At 41.6% G+C, this 17,110-nt stretch carries 16 protein-coding genes and 1 tRNA gene; 14 read left to right on the top strand and 3 right to left on the bottom strand.

The window, feature by feature from the left end; genetic code table 11:
* Positions 1-44: 44 nt before the first annotated feature.
* The 9 genes from asnA to E2R31_RS02400 all read left to right on the top strand — a co-directional run bounded on the left by asnA (position 45) and on the right by E2R31_RS02400 (position 7,249).
* A complete protein-coding gene (asnA, locus tag E2R31_RS02440) occupies positions 45-1,037 on the top strand; it encodes an aspartate--ammonia ligase (RefSeq protein WP_129326389.1) in 993 nt (330 codons plus the stop codon).
* 64 nt (positions 1,038-1,101) lie between these two features.
* Complete coding sequence (gene rsmD, locus E2R31_RS02435) at positions 1,102-1,641, top strand: 16S rRNA (guanine(966)-N(2))-methyltransferase RsmD (protein WP_125827898.1); 540 nt, start codon at positions 1,102-1,104, stop codon at positions 1,639-1,641.
* A complete protein-coding gene (gene coaD / locus E2R31_RS02430) occupies positions 1,631-2,119 on the top strand; it encodes a pantetheine-phosphate adenylyltransferase (protein ID WP_129326390.1) in 489 nt (162 codons plus the stop codon). Before rsmD ends, coaD begins: the two co-directional genes overlap by 11 nt.
* Complete coding sequence (locus E2R31_RS02425) at positions 2,103-3,140, top strand: SepM family pheromone-processing serine protease (protein ID WP_125827897.1); 1,038 nt, start codon at positions 2,103-2,105, stop codon at positions 3,138-3,140. The genes coaD and E2R31_RS02425 overlap by 17 nt, the downstream gene beginning before the upstream one ends.
* A gap of 55 nt (positions 3,141-3,195) precedes the next feature.
* On the top strand, positions 3,196-3,426 hold the full coding sequence (locus tag E2R31_RS02420) for a DUF1146 family protein (RefSeq protein WP_125827896.1): 231 nt from the start codon (positions 3,196-3,198) through the stop codon (positions 3,424-3,426).
* A gap of 23 nt (positions 3,427-3,449) precedes the next feature.
* Entirely contained in the window at positions 3,450-4,730 is a 1,281-nt protein-coding gene (gene murA / locus E2R31_RS02415; RefSeq protein WP_132972664.1) for a UDP-N-acetylglucosamine 1-carboxyvinyltransferase, read from the top strand.
* Complete coding sequence (locus tag E2R31_RS02410; protein WP_000977280.1) at positions 4,717-4,911, top strand: DNA-directed RNA polymerase subunit beta; 195 nt, start codon at positions 4,717-4,719, stop codon at positions 4,909-4,911. Before murA ends, E2R31_RS02410 begins: the two co-directional genes overlap by 14 nt.
* Positions 4,912-4,951: 40 nt before the next feature.
* The gene (locus tag E2R31_RS02405; protein ID WP_129326392.1) at positions 4,952-5,776 is read left to right on the top strand and encodes a DNA/RNA non-specific endonuclease; all 825 of its coding nucleotides are present in this window, start codon (positions 4,952-4,954) and stop codon (positions 5,774-5,776) included.
* A gap of 141 nt (positions 5,777-5,917) precedes the next feature.
* Positions 5,918-7,249 carry a hemolysin family protein gene (locus E2R31_RS02400; protein ID WP_129326393.1) on the top strand — a complete coding sequence of 444 codons (1,332 nt, stop codon included), beginning with the start codon at positions 5,918-5,920 and terminating at the stop codon, positions 7,247-7,249.
* 79 nt (positions 7,250-7,328) lie between these two features.
* Here the strand turns inward: E2R31_RS02400 and E2R31_RS02395 are convergent.
* Positions 7,329-7,399, bottom strand: a tRNA-Cys gene (locus tag E2R31_RS02395).
* A 308-nt stretch (positions 7,400-7,707) separates the two neighbouring features.
* On the opposite strand from E2R31_RS02395, the gene E2R31_RS02390 reads away from it, so the two are divergent.
* From E2R31_RS02390 to E2R31_RS02370, 5 genes are all read left to right on the top strand, one after another.
* A complete protein-coding gene (locus tag E2R31_RS02390) occupies positions 7,708-9,687 on the top strand; it encodes a peptide ABC transporter substrate-binding protein (RefSeq protein ID WP_132972662.1) in 1,980 nt (659 codons plus the stop codon).
* A gap of 66 nt (positions 9,688-9,753) precedes the next feature.
* Positions 9,754-11,250 carry an ABC transporter permease gene (locus tag E2R31_RS02385; protein WP_132972659.1) on the top strand — a complete coding sequence of 499 codons (1,497 nt, stop codon included), beginning with the start codon at positions 9,754-9,756 and terminating at the stop codon, positions 11,248-11,250.
* Positions 11,250-12,176 (top strand): oligopeptide ABC transporter permease OppC, encoded by a 927-nt coding sequence (oppC, locus tag E2R31_RS02380; protein ID WP_045593584.1) that lies wholly within the window; start codon positions 11,250-11,252, stop codon positions 12,174-12,176. Before E2R31_RS02385 ends, oppC begins: the two co-directional genes overlap by 1 nt.
* 8 nt (positions 12,177-12,184) lie before the next feature.
* The gene (locus E2R31_RS02375) at positions 12,185-13,252 is read left to right on the top strand and encodes an ABC transporter ATP-binding protein (RefSeq protein WP_132972657.1); all 1,068 of its coding nucleotides are present in this window, start codon (positions 12,185-12,187) and stop codon (positions 13,250-13,252) included.
* A gap of 10 nt (positions 13,253-13,262) precedes the next feature.
* Entirely contained in the window at positions 13,263-14,192 is a 930-nt protein-coding gene (locus tag E2R31_RS02370) for an ATP-binding cassette domain-containing protein (RefSeq protein WP_001291315.1), read from the top strand.
* Between the two features lie 89 nt (positions 14,193-14,281).
* Here E2R31_RS02370 and E2R31_RS02365 read toward each other — a convergent pair whose 3' ends face one another.
* Together E2R31_RS02365 and trkA are read right to left on the bottom strand one after the other, a co-directional pair.
* The gene (locus tag E2R31_RS02365; protein WP_132972655.1) at positions 14,282-15,721 is read right to left on the bottom strand and encodes a TrkH family potassium uptake protein; all 1,440 of its coding nucleotides are present in this window, start codon (positions 15,719-15,721) and stop codon (positions 14,282-14,284) included.
* Positions 15,722-15,724: 3 nt separating this feature from the next.
* The gene (trkA, locus tag E2R31_RS02360; protein ID WP_132972653.1) at positions 15,725-17,074 is read right to left on the bottom strand and encodes a Trk system potassium transporter TrkA; all 1,350 of its coding nucleotides are present in this window, start codon (positions 17,072-17,074) and stop codon (positions 15,725-15,727) included.
* Between the last annotated feature and the right edge of the window lie 36 nt (positions 17,075-17,110).

Raw genomic sequence — 17,110 nt, 5'->3', positions numbered from 1 at the left:
AATAGGTGTATAATGCTTTTAATTAATTTTTTGAGGAGTAGCTTATGAAGAAAAGTTTTATCCAGCAACAAGAAGAAATTTCCTTTGTCAAAAACACCTTTACCCAGTATTTGAAAGATAAGTTAGAAGTTGTCGAAGTTCAAGGTCCTATCTTGAGTAGGGTCGGCGATGGGATGCAGGATAACCTTTCAGGTGTTGAAAATGCAGTAACTGTGAAGGTCTTGCAAATTCCAGATGAAACCTACGAGGTCGTTCATTCACTTGCTAAATGGAAACGCCATACCTTGGCTCGTTTTAGTTTCGGTGAGGGTGAGGGTCTATTTGTTCACATGAAGGCCCTTCGTCCAGACGAAGATTCACTTGATGCGACCCACTCTGTTTATGTAGACCAGTGGGACTGGGAAAAAGTGATTCCAAACGGACAACGCAATATCGCTTATCTTAAAGAAACGGTTGAAAAGATTTACAAGGCTATTCGTCTGACAGAGCTAGCAGTAGAAGCTCGCTATGATATCGAATCGATCTTGCCAAAACAAATCACCTTTATCCATACAGAAGAGTTGGTAGAACGTTACCCAGACTTGACACCAAAAGAGCGTGAAAATGAAATCTGTAAAGAGTTTGGTGCAGTCTTCTTGATTGGTATCGGTGGCGAGTTGCCTGATGGCAAACCTCATGATGGCCGTGCGCCTGACTACGATGACTGGACAACAGAGTCTGAAAATGGTTACAAGGGGTTGAATGGCGATATTCTCGTTTGGAACGAATCTCTTGGTTGTGCCTTTGAACTTTCATCAATGGGGATTCGGGTAGATGAGGATACCCTCCGTCGCCAAGTGGCTCTTACAGGAGACGAAGATCGTCTGGAGTTGGAATGGCATAAAGCTCTGCTTAACGGCCTTTTCCCACTGACAATCGGTGGGGGTATCGGACAGTCTCGTATGGCCATGTTCCTTCTTCGTAAGAAACACATCGGAGAGGTTCAGACCAGTGTCTGGCCTCAAGAAGTTCGCGATACGTACGAAAATATTTTGTAGAGAATCGAACCGTAAGGTTCGGTTTTCTTTCTCTTTTTGTCTATAATTTGGTATAATAAACGATATGAAAATCGTATCAGGAATCTATGGGGGGCGTCCTCTCAAGACGCTAGAAGGAAAGACGACGAGGCCGACATCTGATAAGGTGAGAGGAGCTGTCTTTAACATGATTGGTCCTTATTTTGAGGGTGGTCGTGTCTTGGATCTCTATGCTGGCAGCGGCGGTCTGTCTATTGAAGCTGTGTCAAGAGGGATGTCCAGTGCTGTCTTAGTGGAACGGGATCGAAAGGCCCAAGCAGTTATCGCTGAAAATATCAATATGACTAAGGAAATTTCCAAATTTCAGCTCTTAAAGATGGAAGCTGACCGTGCTCTAGAACAAGTCGGAGGGACATTTGATCTGGTCTTTTTAGACCCTCCCTATGCAAAAGAACAAATCGTTGCAGATATCGAAAAAATGGCAGAAAGAAATCTCTTCTCCCAAGAGATCATGGTTGTCTGCGAAACCGATAAGTCTGTAGAACTTCCAGAAGAAATTGCCTGCTTAGGCATCTGGAAGGAAAAAATATATGGGATTAGTAAGGTGACAGTCTATGTCAGATAAAATTGGATTATTTACAGGTTCATTTGATCCGATGACAAATGGACATCTGGATATCATTGAACGTGCCAGTAAACTCTTTGATAAGCTCTATGTTGGGGTTTTCTACAATCCCCACAAACAAGGTTTTCTCCCTGTTGAAAATCGCAAACGAGCAGTTGAAAAAGCCGTAGCGCATTTAGAAAATGTAGAGGTCCTAGCTTCTCACGACCAATTAGTTGTTGATGTTGCAAGAAAACTGGGAGCTAAAACTCTTGTCCGTGGCTTGCGGAATGCAACCGACTTACAATACGAGTCTAGTTTTGATTACTACAATCATCAACTGGCTCCAGAAATCGAAACCATTTACCTATATAGTCGCCCAGAGCATCTTTATATTAGCTCTTCAGCTATGAGAGAACTTCTGAAGTTTGGTCAGGAGATTCAGCAATATGTCCCAAACAGTGTTGTGGAGGAATTAGAACATGAAGAAAAAAACTAGATGGCCCTTATATGTCATCCTAGCACTAGTATTGACTTTTTTAGCCTTTGTAGTACCTTTACCTTACTACATAGAAGTTCCAGGTGGAGCGGAAGATATTCGCCAAGTTTTAAAAGTCAATGAAACAGAAGATACAGAAGCAGGAGCTTACCAGTTTGTAACAGTCGGTATTCGACATGCGACCCTGTCGCATCTTGTCTATGCTTGGTTAACACCATTTACGGATATTAGAAGTGCCAAGGAGACAACGGGTGGTTCTACGGATGCAGAGTTTATGCGGATCAATCAGTTCTATATGCAAACATCCCAAAACATGGCTAAGTATCAAGGTTTGAAGACGGCTGGTAAGGATATCGAACTCAAGTACCTGGGAGTTTATGTCTTAACCGTGACGGACAATTCAACTTTTAAGGGTATTCTGAACATTGCGGATACCGTGACGGCTGTTAATGATAAGACCTTTGATAGTTCCAAAGACTTAGTTGATTATGTCAACTCTCAAAAATTAGGAGATCCAGTCAAGGTAACCTACGAAGAAGACGGAAAAGTTAAGACTGCTGAAGGTAAAATTATCACTCTCGAAAACGGGAAAAACGGGATTGGGATTGGCTTGATTGACCGTACGGAAGTGACAAGTGATGTTCCAATTCGTTTCTCCACAGCTGGTATTGGCGGGCCGAGTGCAGGTCTCATGTTTAGTCTAGCTATCTACACCCAGATAGCAGATCCAGGCCTTCGTAATGGTCGTATCGTTGCGGGAACGGGAACTATTGATCGGGACGGAAATGTTGGCGACATTGGTGGAATTGACAAAAAAGTAGTTGCAGCCTCTCGTCAGGGAGCGAACGTCTTTTTTGCTCCTGACAATCCAGTCACCGAGGAAGCGAAAAAAGCAGATCCCAATGCGAAAAGCAACTATGAAACAGCCCTAGAAGCTGCTAAAACAATCAAGACAGAGATGAAAATCGTTCCTGTTAAAACCTTGCAGGATGCGATTGATTACCTTAAAAACAATCCCTAATCCGTAGAAAAATCGAAAACTAGCGCGCAAGCGGATAAGATGGTATAATAGTCAAATGGTTCAATTATTATTCACCCTAAGTAGTCATATACTCTTTATTTATTTGAGTTTTTACCTTTTGAAGGATCTTGTGAGATGGGAAAAGGTGTTAAAAGTAACTGCTGCTAACGCAAAAAAAGTTCGTTTGTTGGTAGGTTTCTTTAGTATTGTAATGGGCTACATCTTAAGTTCATTCTTTATCAGTTTGTACCAACTGTGGCAAGAAGCGCTTAGAGGACTATTATAAAATCAAAAGTAAAGGAAACAACTATGGAAAAAATTGTGGTTCAAGGCGGGGATAATCGTCTGGTCGGGAGTGTGACGATCGAGGGAGCAAAGAATGCAGTCTTGCCCTTGTTGGCAGCGACTATTCTAGCAAGCAAGGGTAAGACAGTCTTGCAGAATGTCCCGATCTTGTCAGATGTTTTCACCATGAATCAAGTGGTTCGTGGTCTGAATGCCAAGGTTGATTTTGATGAGGAAGCCCATATCATCGAGGTCGATGCGACTGGTGACATCACGGAGGAGGCTCCTTACAAATATGTCAGCAAGATGCGGGCATCAATCGTTGTTTTGGGACCAATCCTTGCTCGTGTAGGTCATGCTAAGGTATCCATGCCAGGTGGTTGCACCATTGGGAGTCGTCCAATCGATCTCCACCTCAAGGGCTTGGAAGCTATGGGAGCTAAGATTAGCCAGACAGCTGGTTACATCGAAGCCAAGGCAGAACGCTTGCATGGCGCTCATATCTACATGGACTTCCCTAGTGTCGGTGCAACACAAAACCTTATGATGGCAGCAACTCTAGCTGACGGTATGACTGTCATTGAAAATGCTGCGCGTGAGCCAGAAATCGTTGACTTAGCTATTCTCCTCAATGAAATGGGAGCCAAGGTCAAGGGAGCTGGTACTGAAACAATCACAGTAACTGGTGTCGAGGAACTCCATGGTACGACTCACAGTGTCGTACAGGACCGTATCGAAGCTGGAACCTTTATGGTGGCTGCAGCTATGACAGGTGGAGATATCCTCATTCGAGATGCAGTTTGGGAACATAATCGTCCCTTGATTGCTAAACTCCTTGAAATGGGAGTTGAAGTGACAGAGGAGTCAGAAGGCATCCGTGTCCGTTCTCAACTTGAAACTCTCAAGGCTGTTCATGTAAAAACTTTACCACACCCAGGATTCCCGACAGATATGCAGGCTCAATTTACAGCTCTGATGACAGTCGCAAAAGGGGAATCCACCATGGTGGAAACTGTGTTTGAGAATCGCTTCCAACACTTGGAGGAAATGCGCCGTATGGGCTTGCACTCAGAGATTATCCGTGACACAGCTCGTATTGTTGGGGGACAGGCTTTACAGGGGGCAGAAGTTCTCTCAACGGACCTTCGTGCCAGTGCGGCCTTAATTCTGACAGGTTTGGTAGCGCAAGGTGAGACAGTTGTTGGTAAATTAGTCCACCTTGACAGAGGTTACTACCGTTTCCATGAAAAGTTAGCTCAGCTAGGAGCGAAGATTCAGCGAATCGAGGTAAATGATGAAGAATAAAAACTTACGCTATGTACTCCGTCGCTTACTGTTGATTTTTATCGTACTATTGCTAGGCTTTCTTGCTTTAGGAATCGGCTTGATGGTTGGCTATGGCATCCTTGGAAAGGGACAGGATCCATGGGCTATCTTGTCTCCAGCAAAGTGGCAGGAATTGATTAGCAAATTTACAGGAAATTAGACTGGGAGACCAGTCTTTTTCTAGAGATATAAGGAGAGATATGAACAAAAAAACAAGACAGGCTCTAATAGGATTACTTATATTCTTACTCTTGGCTGCTGGAAGCTACTATATCAAGCAGATGCAGCTGGCACCAAATACCCCCAAAACCAAAGTTAGTCAGAAAAAACAAGCTTCAGAGGCTCCTAGTCAGGAGTTGGCTGAAAGTGTCTTAACTGAGTCAATCAAAAACCAAATTAAGGGTGGTCTTGAGTGGAATGGGGCAGGTGCCTTTGTCGTCAACGGCAATAAAACCAATCTAGATGCCAAAGTTTCTAGCAAACCTTACGCGGATAATAAAACAAAACCAGTCGGGAAAGAGACCGTCCCAACGGTTGCCAATGCTCTCTTATCCAAAGCGACTCGTCAGTACAAAAATCGTGAAGAAACAGGCAATGGCTCAACCTCTTGGACTCCGCCGGGATGGCATCAGGTTAAAAATCTAAAGGGAACCTATACGCACGCAGTAGATAGGGGGCACTTGTTGGGTTATGCCTTGATAGGTGGATTAGATGGCTTTGATGCTTCTACTAGCAATCCCAAGAACATTGCAGTTCAGACGGCTTGGGCTAATCAAGCTCAGGCTGAAGATTCGACAGGGCAGAACTACTATGAGAGTTTGGTTAGGAAAGCCTTAGACCAGAATAAGAGAGTCCGTTATCGGGTAACTCTCCACTATGCTACAAATGAGGATTTGGTTCCATCTGCTTCACAAATTGAAGCCAAGTCTTCGGATGGCGAATTGGAGTTCAACGTCCTGATTCCAAATGTTCAAAAGGGCATCCAGCTTGATTATCGAACAGGTCAGGTCACGGTGACAAACTAGAACCAATCTATTTAAAGGAATAAAAATTGCTCCCTTGTCCGTTAGTGATAAGGGAGCGATTGTATAAATTAGAAAATAATGTGATTCCTAGGCCGATTTATGATATAATGGAACACAAGATACTATTTTAGGAGAAAGACCATGGAAGACCCGAGCAGTCAGGATTTGTTACTGCAATTTGTACTTTTAGTTGTATTGACCTTTTTAAATGCCTTTTTCTCAGCTACAGAAATGGCTATGGTGTCATTAAACCGTTCCCGAGTAGAGCAAAAGGCAGAAGAGGGAGACAAACGTTACGTCCGTTTGTTAAAAGTACTTGAAAATCCTAACCACTTTTTATCAACCATTCAAGTCGGTATTACCTTGATCACGATCTTGTCAGGGGCAAAACTGGCAGATACACTTGGACAAGTAATTGCCTCTTGGATGGGGAACGGAGAAACAGCTTATGCCATTGCAAGTTTCCTCTCTTTGGCATTCTTGACCTACATCTCTATTGTTTTTGGTGAGCTCTATCCTAAACGGATTGCCCTCAATCTAAAAGATGCCTTAGCTATTCGCTCTGTTCCGATTATTATTGGTCTTGGGAAGATTGTCAGTCCCTTTGTCTGGTTGTTATCTGCTTCAACCAATTTGTTGAGTCGTTTAACACCAATGACCTTTGATGATGCGGATGAAAAAATGACTCGAGATGAAATTGAGTATATGTTGACCAAGAGTGAGGAGACCTTGGATGCAGATGAAATCGAGATGTTACAAGGGATTTTCTCTCTAGATGAACTGATGGCGAGAGAAGTCATGGTTCCTCGGACAGATGCCTTTATGGTGGATATTCAGGATGATAGTCAAACCATTATCCAAAGTATTTTAAAACAAAATTTTTCCCGTATCCCAGTTTATGATGGGGATAAGGACAATGTGATTGGGATTATTCACACCAAGAGTCTTCTTAAGGCAGCCTTTGTGGACGGTTTTGATAATATTGCCTGGAAGAGAATCTTACAAGATCCACTCTTTGTCCCTGAAACCATTTTTGTGGATGACCTCCTTAAAGAGCTTCGAAATACCCAAAGACAAATGGCCATTTTGCTCGATGAATATGGTGGTATGGCTGGTCTGGTCACACTGGAAGACCTGCTGGAGGAGATTGTCGGAGAAATTGACGACGAGACAGACCGAGCAGAAATCGAAGTCCATCAAATCGGTGAGGACACCTATATTGCACAGGGAACCATGAATCTTAACGACTTCAATAACTACTTTGGTGTCGAACTAGAAAGCGATGATGTGGATACCATCGCCGGTTATTATTTGACGGGTGTTGGAACGATTCCAACAACTGAGAAAATCAGTTACCAACTGGTTAGCCAAAACAAGCAGATTGTCCTGACCAATGATAAGGTGAAAAATGGACGTGTTACCAAGGTGAAAGTTCAAATCACTGAAATAGAAAATGAAGAAGAAACAGAATAAAGGAGCTTAAGACACCATCAGGTGCCCAAGCTCCCATTTATAAAAAAAAGACTCACGGGGAGTCTTTTGGTTTACTATAAGGCGGTAGACGGATTTGAACCGACGATCAAGCTTTTGCAGAGCCGTGCCTTACCACTTGGCTATACCGCCTCAACGTTTATTATTATACCTTGAAAATGATTCTACGTCAATAGTTTCTTAAACGAAAATCCAATTTAGGAAACTTTCCCTTTTTATGACAGACTTTAAAACCGAGAGAGAAAGTCTGAAAATCAGTCTTTACGGGCCGTAAATTTGCCATTCTAATCACCCAGATAGCAAACAAAGAGTGTAGAAATTTGACAGATGAAAGTTTTTTGAGAGTATACGCCTAAATATTCTGAAAATTCGTTTACTTTTTAGATAATATATGATATAATTGATGACAAACCTAAATTTTTTTAAGAGGAGTTAACAATATGAAAAAAAGTAGAGTATTTGTTGCAGCAGGAATTGCCCTATTGGCAACTGGCGTTTTAGCTGCTTGCGGTTCTTCAAAATCATCTGATTCAACAGCGCCAAAAAATTATGGTTATGTTTATTCAGCTGACCCAGAAACATTGGATTACTTGATTTCAGGAAAACAAAGTACTAAAGTTGCCACTTCAAATGGTATTGATGGTCTTTTTACAAATGATAAATATGGGAATTTGACTCCTGCAGTTGCAGAAGACTGGTCAGTTTCAAAAGACGGTTTGACTTATACCTACAAAATTCGTAAAGGTGTCAAATGGTTTACATCAGATGGCGAAGAGTATGCTGAAGTAAAAGCGAAAGACTTTGTAAATGGTTTGAAACACGCAGCTGATAACAAGTCAGAAGCGCTTTACCTAGCAGAAAATTCTGTTAAAGGTTTGTCTGATTATTTGGCAGGTAATACAAAAGACTTTTCTTCAGTAGGTGTGAAAGCAGTTGATGATTATACTCTTGAGTATACCTTGAATCAACCAGAGCCATACTGGAACTCTAAGATGGCTTATTCAATCTTCTGGCCATTGAACGAAGAATTTGAAAAATCAAAAGGATCTGACTTTGCTAAAGCAACTGACCCTACATCATTGCTTTACAATGGACCATTCTTGCTGAAAGGGTTGACTGCTAAGTCTTCTATCGAGTTTGCTAAGAATGAACAATATTGGGATAAAGACAATGTTCATATTGATAAAGTAACCCTTGCTTTCTATGATGGGTCAGATCAAGAATCAATAGAACGTAACTTTACAAGTGGAGCTTATAGCTATGCTCGTCTTTACCCAACAAGTTCAAACTACTCTAAAGTAGAAGAAACATACAAGGACAATATCTACTACACACCAGCTGGCCCTGGTATTGGTGGTTTGGGTGTGAATATTGACCGTCAAGGCTACAAATACACTTCGAAGACAACTGATGAAGAGAAGACTTCTACCAAGAAAGCTCTTCTTAACAAGGACTTCCGTCAAGCCTTGAACTTTGCCTTTGACCGTACTTCTTATTCAGCACAAATAAATGGTAAAGAAGGAGCTCCCCTTGCTGTTCGTAACCTCTTTGTGAAACCAGGGTTTGTCTCTGCAGGTGAAAAAACTTTCGGTGACTTGGTAACTGAAAAGATGGCTGCTTATGGTGATGAATGGAAGAACGTAAACTTTGCTGATGGTCAAGATGGTCTCTTCAATGCCGATAAAGCCAAAGCTGAATTTGCCAAAGCTAAAACTGCTTTAGAAGCAGAAGGTGTGAAATTCCCTATCCACTTGGATATTCCAGTAGATCAAACAGCTAAGAACTACATTGCACGTATCCAATCTTTCAAACAATCAGTTGAAACAGTACTTGGTGAAGACAATGTAGTCATCGATATCCAACAAGTTTCTAAAGATGAGTTTAATAATATCTCTTACTATGCTGCAAATGCTGCGGCAGAAGATTGGGATCTCTCAGGGGCAGTTGGATGGAACCCAGACTACGAGGATCCATCAACTTACCTTGATATCTTGAAAACAACTAATGCTAAACAAACAAAAACATACATGGGTTACGAAGGCGCAGATAATGCTGCAGCTGCCCAAGTAGGTTTGAAAGAATATGATAAATTAGTTGATGAAGCAGGGAAAGAAACTAGCGACTTGAATGTTCGTTATGAAAAATATGCAGCTGCCCAAGCTTGGTTGACAGACAGCTCACTCTTCTTGCCAGCTATGGCATCAAGTGGTGCTGCACCTATCATTTCTCGTGTTGTACCATTCTCAGCTTCATTCACTCAATCTGGAGATAAAGGCTCAGATGTATACTTCAAGTATATTCAGTTACAAGACAAGGTTGTAACTAAAGCTGACTATGAACAAGCTCGTGAAAAATGGCTCAAAGAGAAAAAAGAATCAAACGAAAAAGTTCAAAAAGAATTGGCTAATCACGTTAAATAAATAACTCTCAAGAGAACTTTCTCTCCATGAGGAGAAGGTTCTTTTGGGATTTTAAAAGGAAACGATATGAAGAAATATATTTTTATGCGTGTATTGCGTTCATTGTTGTCTATTTTCTTGGTGACAACCTTGACCTACACAATTATCTATACGATGGTTCCTCGGAACTTGATTTTCAAGCAGGATACCAACTATAACAAGATTGCAACGACGCCAGATAAACGGGACAATTATGAAAATACCGTTTATGAGCGGATGGGCTATATCGAGTACTACGATACCAAGGAGTTGCAAGAAAAAGCGAGCACAATGGACTCATCTGTAACAGTTGATGCCAATGATACTAATAAGGCAATCTACGAAAAATACATCAACCAACTAGGGAATGGTTGGACACTCGGTGTATTCTCAGAAAGTGGTCAATTCTATGCTACGCGTGAAATTCCAATTTTTGAACGTGTTTTCAAATTCTACTCGAACTTGCTCGACATTGATCATACAAACAAGATTCAAGACCCTGAAAATCCAAACTTGGAACGCTATCTTCGTTTTGAAAATGACCCTGCTATTGGTTGGTCATTGGTTGGTTCAGGTACAAAACATAAATACCTTTTGTATTTCAATAACCAATTCCCATTTGTACACCAAAACTTTGTGAACATTAACTTGGGAGACTCTTACCCAACTTATGCAAACACACCAGTGCTTCAAGTTATCACACAGGGTCAGGGACAAACCAAGACATCAGAAGTTCAATTCCCTACGGGTAAAAAGACTTCCTCTGTAGATATTTACTCTCGTACCTACAAGTCACCAAGTCAAGCAGATGCGCGTGAGGTAGCTAACTATGGTAAAGACGATCCATATACAGCTACAGAAAGCAATTATCAATATCCATCAATGATTGCAAGCTCAGCTGTTGCTGGTTTGATCGGTTTGATTATTTCTTATGCTATCGCAATTCCTCTTGGATCTGCTATGGCTCGCCACAAGAATACTTGGATTGATAGTTTCTCTACAGGTGCTCTAACCTTCTTGCTTGCCCTTCCAACGATCGCTTTGGTTTACATCGTGCGCTTGATTGGATCATCTATCGGTCTGCCAGACTCATTCCCTATCTTGGGTGCTGGGGATTGGCGTTCCTATGTCTTGCCTGCAGTCATTCTAGGTTTGTTGGGAGCGCCAAGTACAGCTATCTGGATTCGTCGTTACATGATCGACTTGCAATCTCAAGATTTCGTTCGATTTGCTCGTGCAAAAGGACTGTCTGAAAAAGAAATTTCAAATAAACACATCTTTAAAAATGCCATGGTTCCTTTGGTTTCGGGTATTCCTGGTGCCGTAATTGGAGTTATTGGTGGTGCAACATTGACAGAAACAGTCTTCGCCTTCCCAGGTATGGGTAAAATGTTGATCGACTCTGTTAAGGCATCCAACAACTCAATGGTAGTTGGTCTCGTCTTCATCTTCACATGTATTTCTATCTTCTCACTCTTTGTAGGAGATATCTGGATGACGATGCTTGATCCACGTATTAAATTGACAGAGAAAGGAGGCAAATAATGTCAACAATCGGAAAAGAAAAATTTCAGTTCGTAAAACGTGACGATTTTGCCTCTGAAACAATTGACGCCCCTGCCTATTCATACTGGGGTTCTGTATTTAGACAATTTCTAAAGAAAAAATCAACAGTCATTATGTTGGGGATTTTGGTTGCCATTATCTTGATGAGCTTTATTTATCCAATGTTCTCAGATTTTGACTTTAACGATGTAAGTAAGGTCAATGACTTTTCTGCTCGTTTTATCAAGCCCAATGCTGAACATTGGTTTGGTACAGATAGCAATGGTAAATCCTTGTTTGATGGGGTTTGGTTTGGTGCGCGTAACTCTATCCTCATCTCTGTAATTGCAACTTTTATCAACCTTGTAATTGGGGTTATTGTTGGTGGAATCTGGGGAATTTCAAAATCTGTAGACCGCATCATGATGGAAGTTTATAACATTATTTCAAACATTCCATCTCTCTTGATTGTCATTGTCTTGACTTACTCAATCGGTGCTGGTTTCTGGAATCTGATTTTTGCCATGAGTGTGACAACTTGGATTGGGATTGCTTATATGATTCGTATCCAAATCATGCGTTACCGTGATTTGGAATACAACCTTGCTTCTCAAACACTTGGAACACCAACCTTTAAGATTATCGTTAAAAACATCATGCCGCAATTGGTATCTGTTATTGTTTCTACGATGACCTTGATGTTACCAAGCTTCATCTCTTATGAAGCCTTCCTTTCCTTCTTTGGATTGGGATTACCTGTAACAGTGCCAAGTTTGGGACGTTTGATCTCAGATTACTCACAAAACGTTACGACCAACGCTTACTTGTTCTGGATTCCGTTGACAACCTTGATCTTGGTATCCCTATCTCTTTTCGTTGTTGGTCAAAACCTAGCGGACGCTAGTGATCCACGTACACATAGATAGGAGTAGACATGACAAAAGAAAGTAATGTAATTTTGACTGCTCGCGATATTGTCGTGGAATTTGACGTTCGTGACAAAGTTCTGACGGCTATCCGAGGAGTTTCTCTGGATCTGATTGAAGGGGAAGTTCTTGCCTTGGTAGGTGAGTCAGGTTCTGGTAAATCTGTTTTAACAAAAACCTTTACAGGGATGTTAGAAGACAATGGACGTATTGCCCAAGGAAGTATCGACTATCGTGGCCAAGACTTGACAGCCTTGACTTCGAACAAAGAATGGGAGAAAATCCGTGGTGCTAAAATTGCGACCATCTTCCAAGATCCAATGACAAGTTTGGATCCAATCAATACAATCGGTAGCCAAATCACTGAAGTTATCGTTAAACACCAAGGGAAAACAGCTAAGGAAGCCAAAGAGATGGCAATCGACTATATGAACAAGGTCGGAATTCCAGATGCTGAAAAACGTTTTGACGAGTATCCTTTCCAATATTCTGGAGGGATGCGCCAACGTATCGTTATTGCGATTGCCCTTGCGTGTCGTCCAGATATCTTGATCTGTGACGAGCCAACAACGGCTCTTGATGTAACCATTCAAGCGCAAATCATTGATTTGCTTAAAACCTTGCAAAATGAGTACCATTTTACCATTATCTTTATTACCCATGACCTTGGTGTGGTAGCAAGTATTGCGGATAAGGTAGCAGTTATGTATGCTGGGGAAATTGTAGAATACGGAACTGTTGAGGAAGTCTTCTACGACCCACGCCATCCATATACTTGGAGTCTCTTGTCTAGCTTGCCTCAGCTTGCTGATGATAAAGGGGAATTGTACTCTATCCCAGGAACACCACCGTCTCTTTATACTGAGTTGAAAGGTGATGCCTTTGCCCTTCGTTCAGATTATGCTATGCAAATTGACTTTGAAGAGAAAGCTCCTAAGTTTTCAGTCTCTGATACTCACTGGGCTAAGACTTGGTTGCTTCATGAGAATGCTCCTAAAGTTGAAAAACCTGGGGTCATTGCAGATTTGCATGACAAAATTCGTGATAAAATGGGCTTTGCTCATCTAGAAGACTAGGAGGAAGGAAATGTCTGAAAAATTAGTAGAAATTAAAGATTTAGAAATTTCCTTCGGTGAAGGAAGTAAGAAGTTTGTGGCAGTTAAAAACGCCAACTTCTTTATCAATAAGGGAGAAACCTTCTCTCTTGTTGGTGAGTCTGGTAGTGGGAAAACAACGATTGGTCGTGCCATTATTGGTTTAAATAACACTAGTAAAGGTGAGATTATCTTTGATGGCCAGAAAATCAATGGGAAAAAATCTCATAAGGAATCAGCAGACTTAATCCGTCGTATCCAGATGATTTTCCAGGACCCTGCAGCAAGCTTGAATGAGCGTGCGACAGTTGACTATATCATCTCCGAAGGTCTTTACAACTACCACTTGTTTAAAGATGAAGAAGATCGAAAAGAAAAAGTTCAAAAGATGATCCATGAAGTTGGACTTTTGAAAGAACACTTGACCCGTTATCCACACGAGTTTTCTGGTGGTCAACGTCAGCGTATCGGGATTGCCCGTGCCCTTGTGATGGAACCTGATTTTGTTATTGCAGATGAGCCAATTTCAGCCTTGGACGTATCAGTGCGTGCGCAAGTCTTGAACTTGCTCAAGAAGTTCCAAAAAGAGTTGGGCTTGACCTATCTCTTTATCGCGCATGACTTGTCAGTTGTTCGCTTTATCTCAGATCGTATCGCGGTTATCTATAAGGGAGTTATCGTCGAAGTGGCGGAGACAGAGGAATTGTTTAACAATCCTGTCCACCCATACACTCAAGCACTTCTATCTGCTGTACCGATTCCAGATCCAATCTTGGAACGCAAGAAGGTCTTGAAAGTTTACGATCCTGACCAACATGACTATGAGACAGATAAGCCATCTATGGTAGAAATTCGTCCAGGTCACTATGTTTGGGCTAACCAAGCGGAAGTTGCTCGATACAAAGAAGCTCTTAAAAAATAAACAGACTAGGAGAGGACCGAATGGTCTTCTCATTTTTAATAAAAAAATCCCCCTTTTACTATCTTGTAAAAGGGGAATTGTAATTATAATTAACGTTTAGACCAGGTACGTTTCATAAAGAGTAGCAAAATTGGGTATATCTCTAAACGACCTGCAATCATTGCAAAGGAGAGGAGGATTTTAGAGACGGGACTAAAGATGGCAAAACTAGAGGTTGTACCTAGAATAGGTCCGATATTGTTAAAACAGCTGAAGACAGCACTGGTCACGACTAGAAAATCATTGCTATCAAGACTGACGATAAAGATGAGAGAGAGTATAATCATCACGTAGATGGCAAAATATTTAAGAATCTTGTGCTGGGTATCCTTATCAATCACGGTTTTATTGACATGTAGAGTCAAGACACGGTGAGGGGATAAAATAGATAAAATCTGATTTTTGGCAATTTTTGTGAGGATGAGCCCACGGATAATTTTGAGACCACCAGCAGTTGAACCAGCTGATCCACCGATTCCCATGAGGAAGAGGAGGATAAATTGGGAGAAGAGGGGCCAGTTGGTAATATCTCCGTAACCAAAACCTGTTGTCGTGATGATATTGGAAACCTGGAAGAGAGCCATCTCAAGACTCTTAGAGACACCTTGGTAAAGGTGGAGGGTATTGAGAGTAATCAAACCTGTAGACACGAGGACAATAATGACATAAGCCCGCAGTTCTTCATCTCCAAAGAAGGCCTTGACCCGACGGAGCATGAGGTAGTAGTAGAGATTAAAGTTAACCCCAAAAACCAGAACTCCGATACTAACTAGATAGGTGATGAGTGAGCTACCATAGTGGGCAATTCCATCGTTGTAGACGGTGAATCCTCCTGTACCAGCTGTTCCCATAGCGATGACAAAGCTATCATAGAGAGGCATACCTGCTAGGTAGTAGATAATCACAAAAAGGGAGAAGAGAGCCAGATAAAGCAGATAGAGAATCTGGGCAGTGTTTTTTAGCTTGGATACGACCTTGCCAAAGACGGGTCCAGGGACCTCAGCCTTCATCACCTCCAAGTGGCTATTCTTGGCATTGTCCATAATAGCAAGCGCAAAGACGAGCACCCCCATCCCTCCGATCAAGTGGGTGAAACTTCGCCAGAAGAGGAGGGAACGACTGAGGACGGAAACATCGTTCAGAATAGTTGCTCCTGTAGTTGTAAATCCAGAACTGATTTCAAAGAAGGCATCGATAATGCTGGGGATTTGTCCTGAAAAGACAAAGGGGAGGCCGCCAAAGAAAGACCAGAGAATCCAGCAGAGGGCAACAATTAAGACTCCCTCCTTGGCATAAATCCGTTGATTTTTCGGTTTCCGTAAAACGCCTAGACCACCGAGAAGGACTAAAATTCCAATCGTAGTAAAGAGTGCTGTAAATACTTGACTGGATTCTTGGTAATAGATCGCTACACTAACAGGAACTAGGAGGAGAACAGCCTCAATCAAGAGAAGTTTTGAGAGGAGGTAACGAATCATACTTTTATTCATTTTTTACCTCTCAATCAAATCATAGATTTTGGTGATGTTTGGCAATAAGGTCGTCACGAGTAACTTGTCTCCCACCTCAAGCATATCCTCTCCAGTAGGGAAAATTGTTTTTCCTTTTCGGATAATGGCTGCAATGAGAACCCCTTTCTTCAATTTTAGCTGTGAAAGAGGTTTGGCAGTCATTTTATTAGCTTCCTTGATTTGGAATTGGAGAGTTTCAATTTGACCGTTTGCGAGATGGTGCATGGCTTGAAGATCTGAATACTGAGCGTTTACTCGACCACGGATAAAGTGCATAATGGCATCTACCGCGATGCTTTTTGGTGTAATGATACTTGAAAAATCAGGCGCGTGGATAATCTCTAAAAGGCTTGTTCGGTTGACCTTGGTGATATTTTTATGGACGCCAACTCGGTCAAGATACATAGAGGTGATGATATTTTCCTCATCAACTCCAGTCAAGGTTGCGACTGCATCATAGTGGGGAGCACTTTCTTCCAGCAAAATGTCTTTTGCAGTTCCATCCCCTTGGACAATATAGAGATTGGGGAACTTTTCGCTGAAGAAACGAGCTCTTTCAGGATTGATCTCGATGACCTTGGTATCAATGCGACTGTCTTTTAAAATGCCGAGTAGATAATAAGCGATCTTTCCAGCTCCAACGATAAGTAAGCTCTTCACTGCACGAGATTTAAAATAGTTATGGAAAAGCATCATATCTACACGATTTCCCGTAACAAAAATCCTATCCTTGTCTTGGATAGTAACATCACCGCTTGGAATCATCAGTTGATGATCTCTCTCCATAGCACAGACGATAACATTACCAAATTTTTTACGGAAGTCTGAGATTGGCATTTGACAAAGATCGCTAGAATCCTTGACAACAAACTCCATGAGACTGACCCGACCTCCAGCAAATCGTTCGACAGATAGGGCATTAGGGAAATCAATGATATTTGAGATCGCACGCGCTGCTAAGAGTTCTGGGTTAACGATAAGTGAAAATCCAAGAATATTTTTCTCTTTAAAATAGGTATTAGAGTATTCAGGATTTCGCACTCGAACGATGGTTTCTTTAGCGCCCATTTTTTTAGCAAGTACCGCTGAAATCATATTCACTTCATCGTATTCAGTTAGAGCGATAAAGATATCGCACTCTTGGACGCCGGCTTGTTCCAAGATGGCAAAGTCAGCACCATTTCCAAGGAGGCCCATGATATCAAAGCGGCTGACAATATGGTTCAGTACAGCTTCATTTTGCTCGATGAGGACAACGTCATGGTTTTCCGCTACTAGTGAACGACAGAGGGCAAAACCGACTTTCCCTCCACCAACAAGGACAATTTTCATATAAAAAACCTACTTTTTCATGATGTAACTATCATA

This window comes from Streptococcus downii (genome assembly GCF_004353325.1).
Taxonomy (GTDB): domain Bacteria; phylum Bacillota; class Bacilli; order Lactobacillales; family Streptococcaceae; genus Streptococcus; species Streptococcus downii.
The sequence above is the reverse complement of the archived record's forward strand: the minus strand, read 5'-3'. Positions and strand labels throughout refer to the sequence as shown.

Bases quoted from the DNA above. Each gene is read 5' to 3' on its own strand.
- E2R31_RS02410 (WP_000977280.1), top strand. From the start codon at position 4,717: ATGATGAAGAATAAAAACTTACGCTATGTACTCCGTCGCTTACTGTTG.
- E2R31_RS02370 (WP_001291315.1), top strand. From the start codon at position 13,263: ATGTCTGAAAAATTAGTAGAAATTAAAGATTTAGAAATTTCCTTCGGT.
- oppC (WP_045593584.1), top strand. From the start codon at position 11,250: ATGTCAACAATCGGAAAAGAAAAATTTCAGTTCGTAAAACGTGACGAT.
- E2R31_RS02420 (WP_125827896.1), top strand. From the start codon at position 3,196: ATGGTTCAATTATTATTCACCCTAAGTAGTCATATACTCTTTATTTAT.
- asnA (WP_129326389.1), top strand. From the start codon at position 45: ATGAAGAAAAGTTTTATCCAGCAACAAGAAGAAATTTCCTTTGTCAAA.
- E2R31_RS02390 (WP_132972662.1), top strand. From the start codon at position 7,708: ATGAAAAAAAGTAGAGTATTTGTTGCAGCAGGAATTGCCCTATTGGCA.
- E2R31_RS02405 (WP_129326392.1), top strand. From the start codon at position 4,952: ATGAACAAAAAAACAAGACAGGCTCTAATAGGATTACTTATATTCTTA.
- E2R31_RS02385 (WP_132972659.1), top strand. From the start codon at position 9,754: ATGAAGAAATATATTTTTATGCGTGTATTGCGTTCATTGTTGTCTATT.
- coaD (WP_129326390.1), top strand. From the start codon at position 1,631: ATGTCAGATAAAATTGGATTATTTACAGGTTCATTTGATCCGATGACA.
- rsmD (WP_125827898.1), top strand. From the start codon at position 1,102: ATGAAAATCGTATCAGGAATCTATGGGGGGCGTCCTCTCAAGACGCTA.
- trkA (WP_132972653.1), bottom strand. From the start codon at position 17,074: ATGAAAATTGTCCTTGTTGGTGGAGGGAAAGTCGGTTTTGCCCTCTGT.
- E2R31_RS02400 (WP_129326393.1), top strand. From the start codon at position 5,918: ATGGAAGACCCGAGCAGTCAGGATTTGTTACTGCAATTTGTACTTTTA.
- E2R31_RS02425 (WP_125827897.1), top strand. From the start codon at position 2,103: ATGAAGAAAAAAACTAGATGGCCCTTATATGTCATCCTAGCACTAGTA.
- E2R31_RS02365 (WP_132972655.1), bottom strand. From the start codon at position 15,721: ATGAATAAAAGTATGATTCGTTACCTCCTCTCAAAACTTCTCTTGATT.
- murA (WP_132972664.1), top strand. From the start codon at position 3,450: ATGGAAAAAATTGTGGTTCAAGGCGGGGATAATCGTCTGGTCGGGAGT.
- E2R31_RS02375 (WP_132972657.1), top strand. From the start codon at position 12,185: ATGACAAAAGAAAGTAATGTAATTTTGACTGCTCGCGATATTGTCGTG.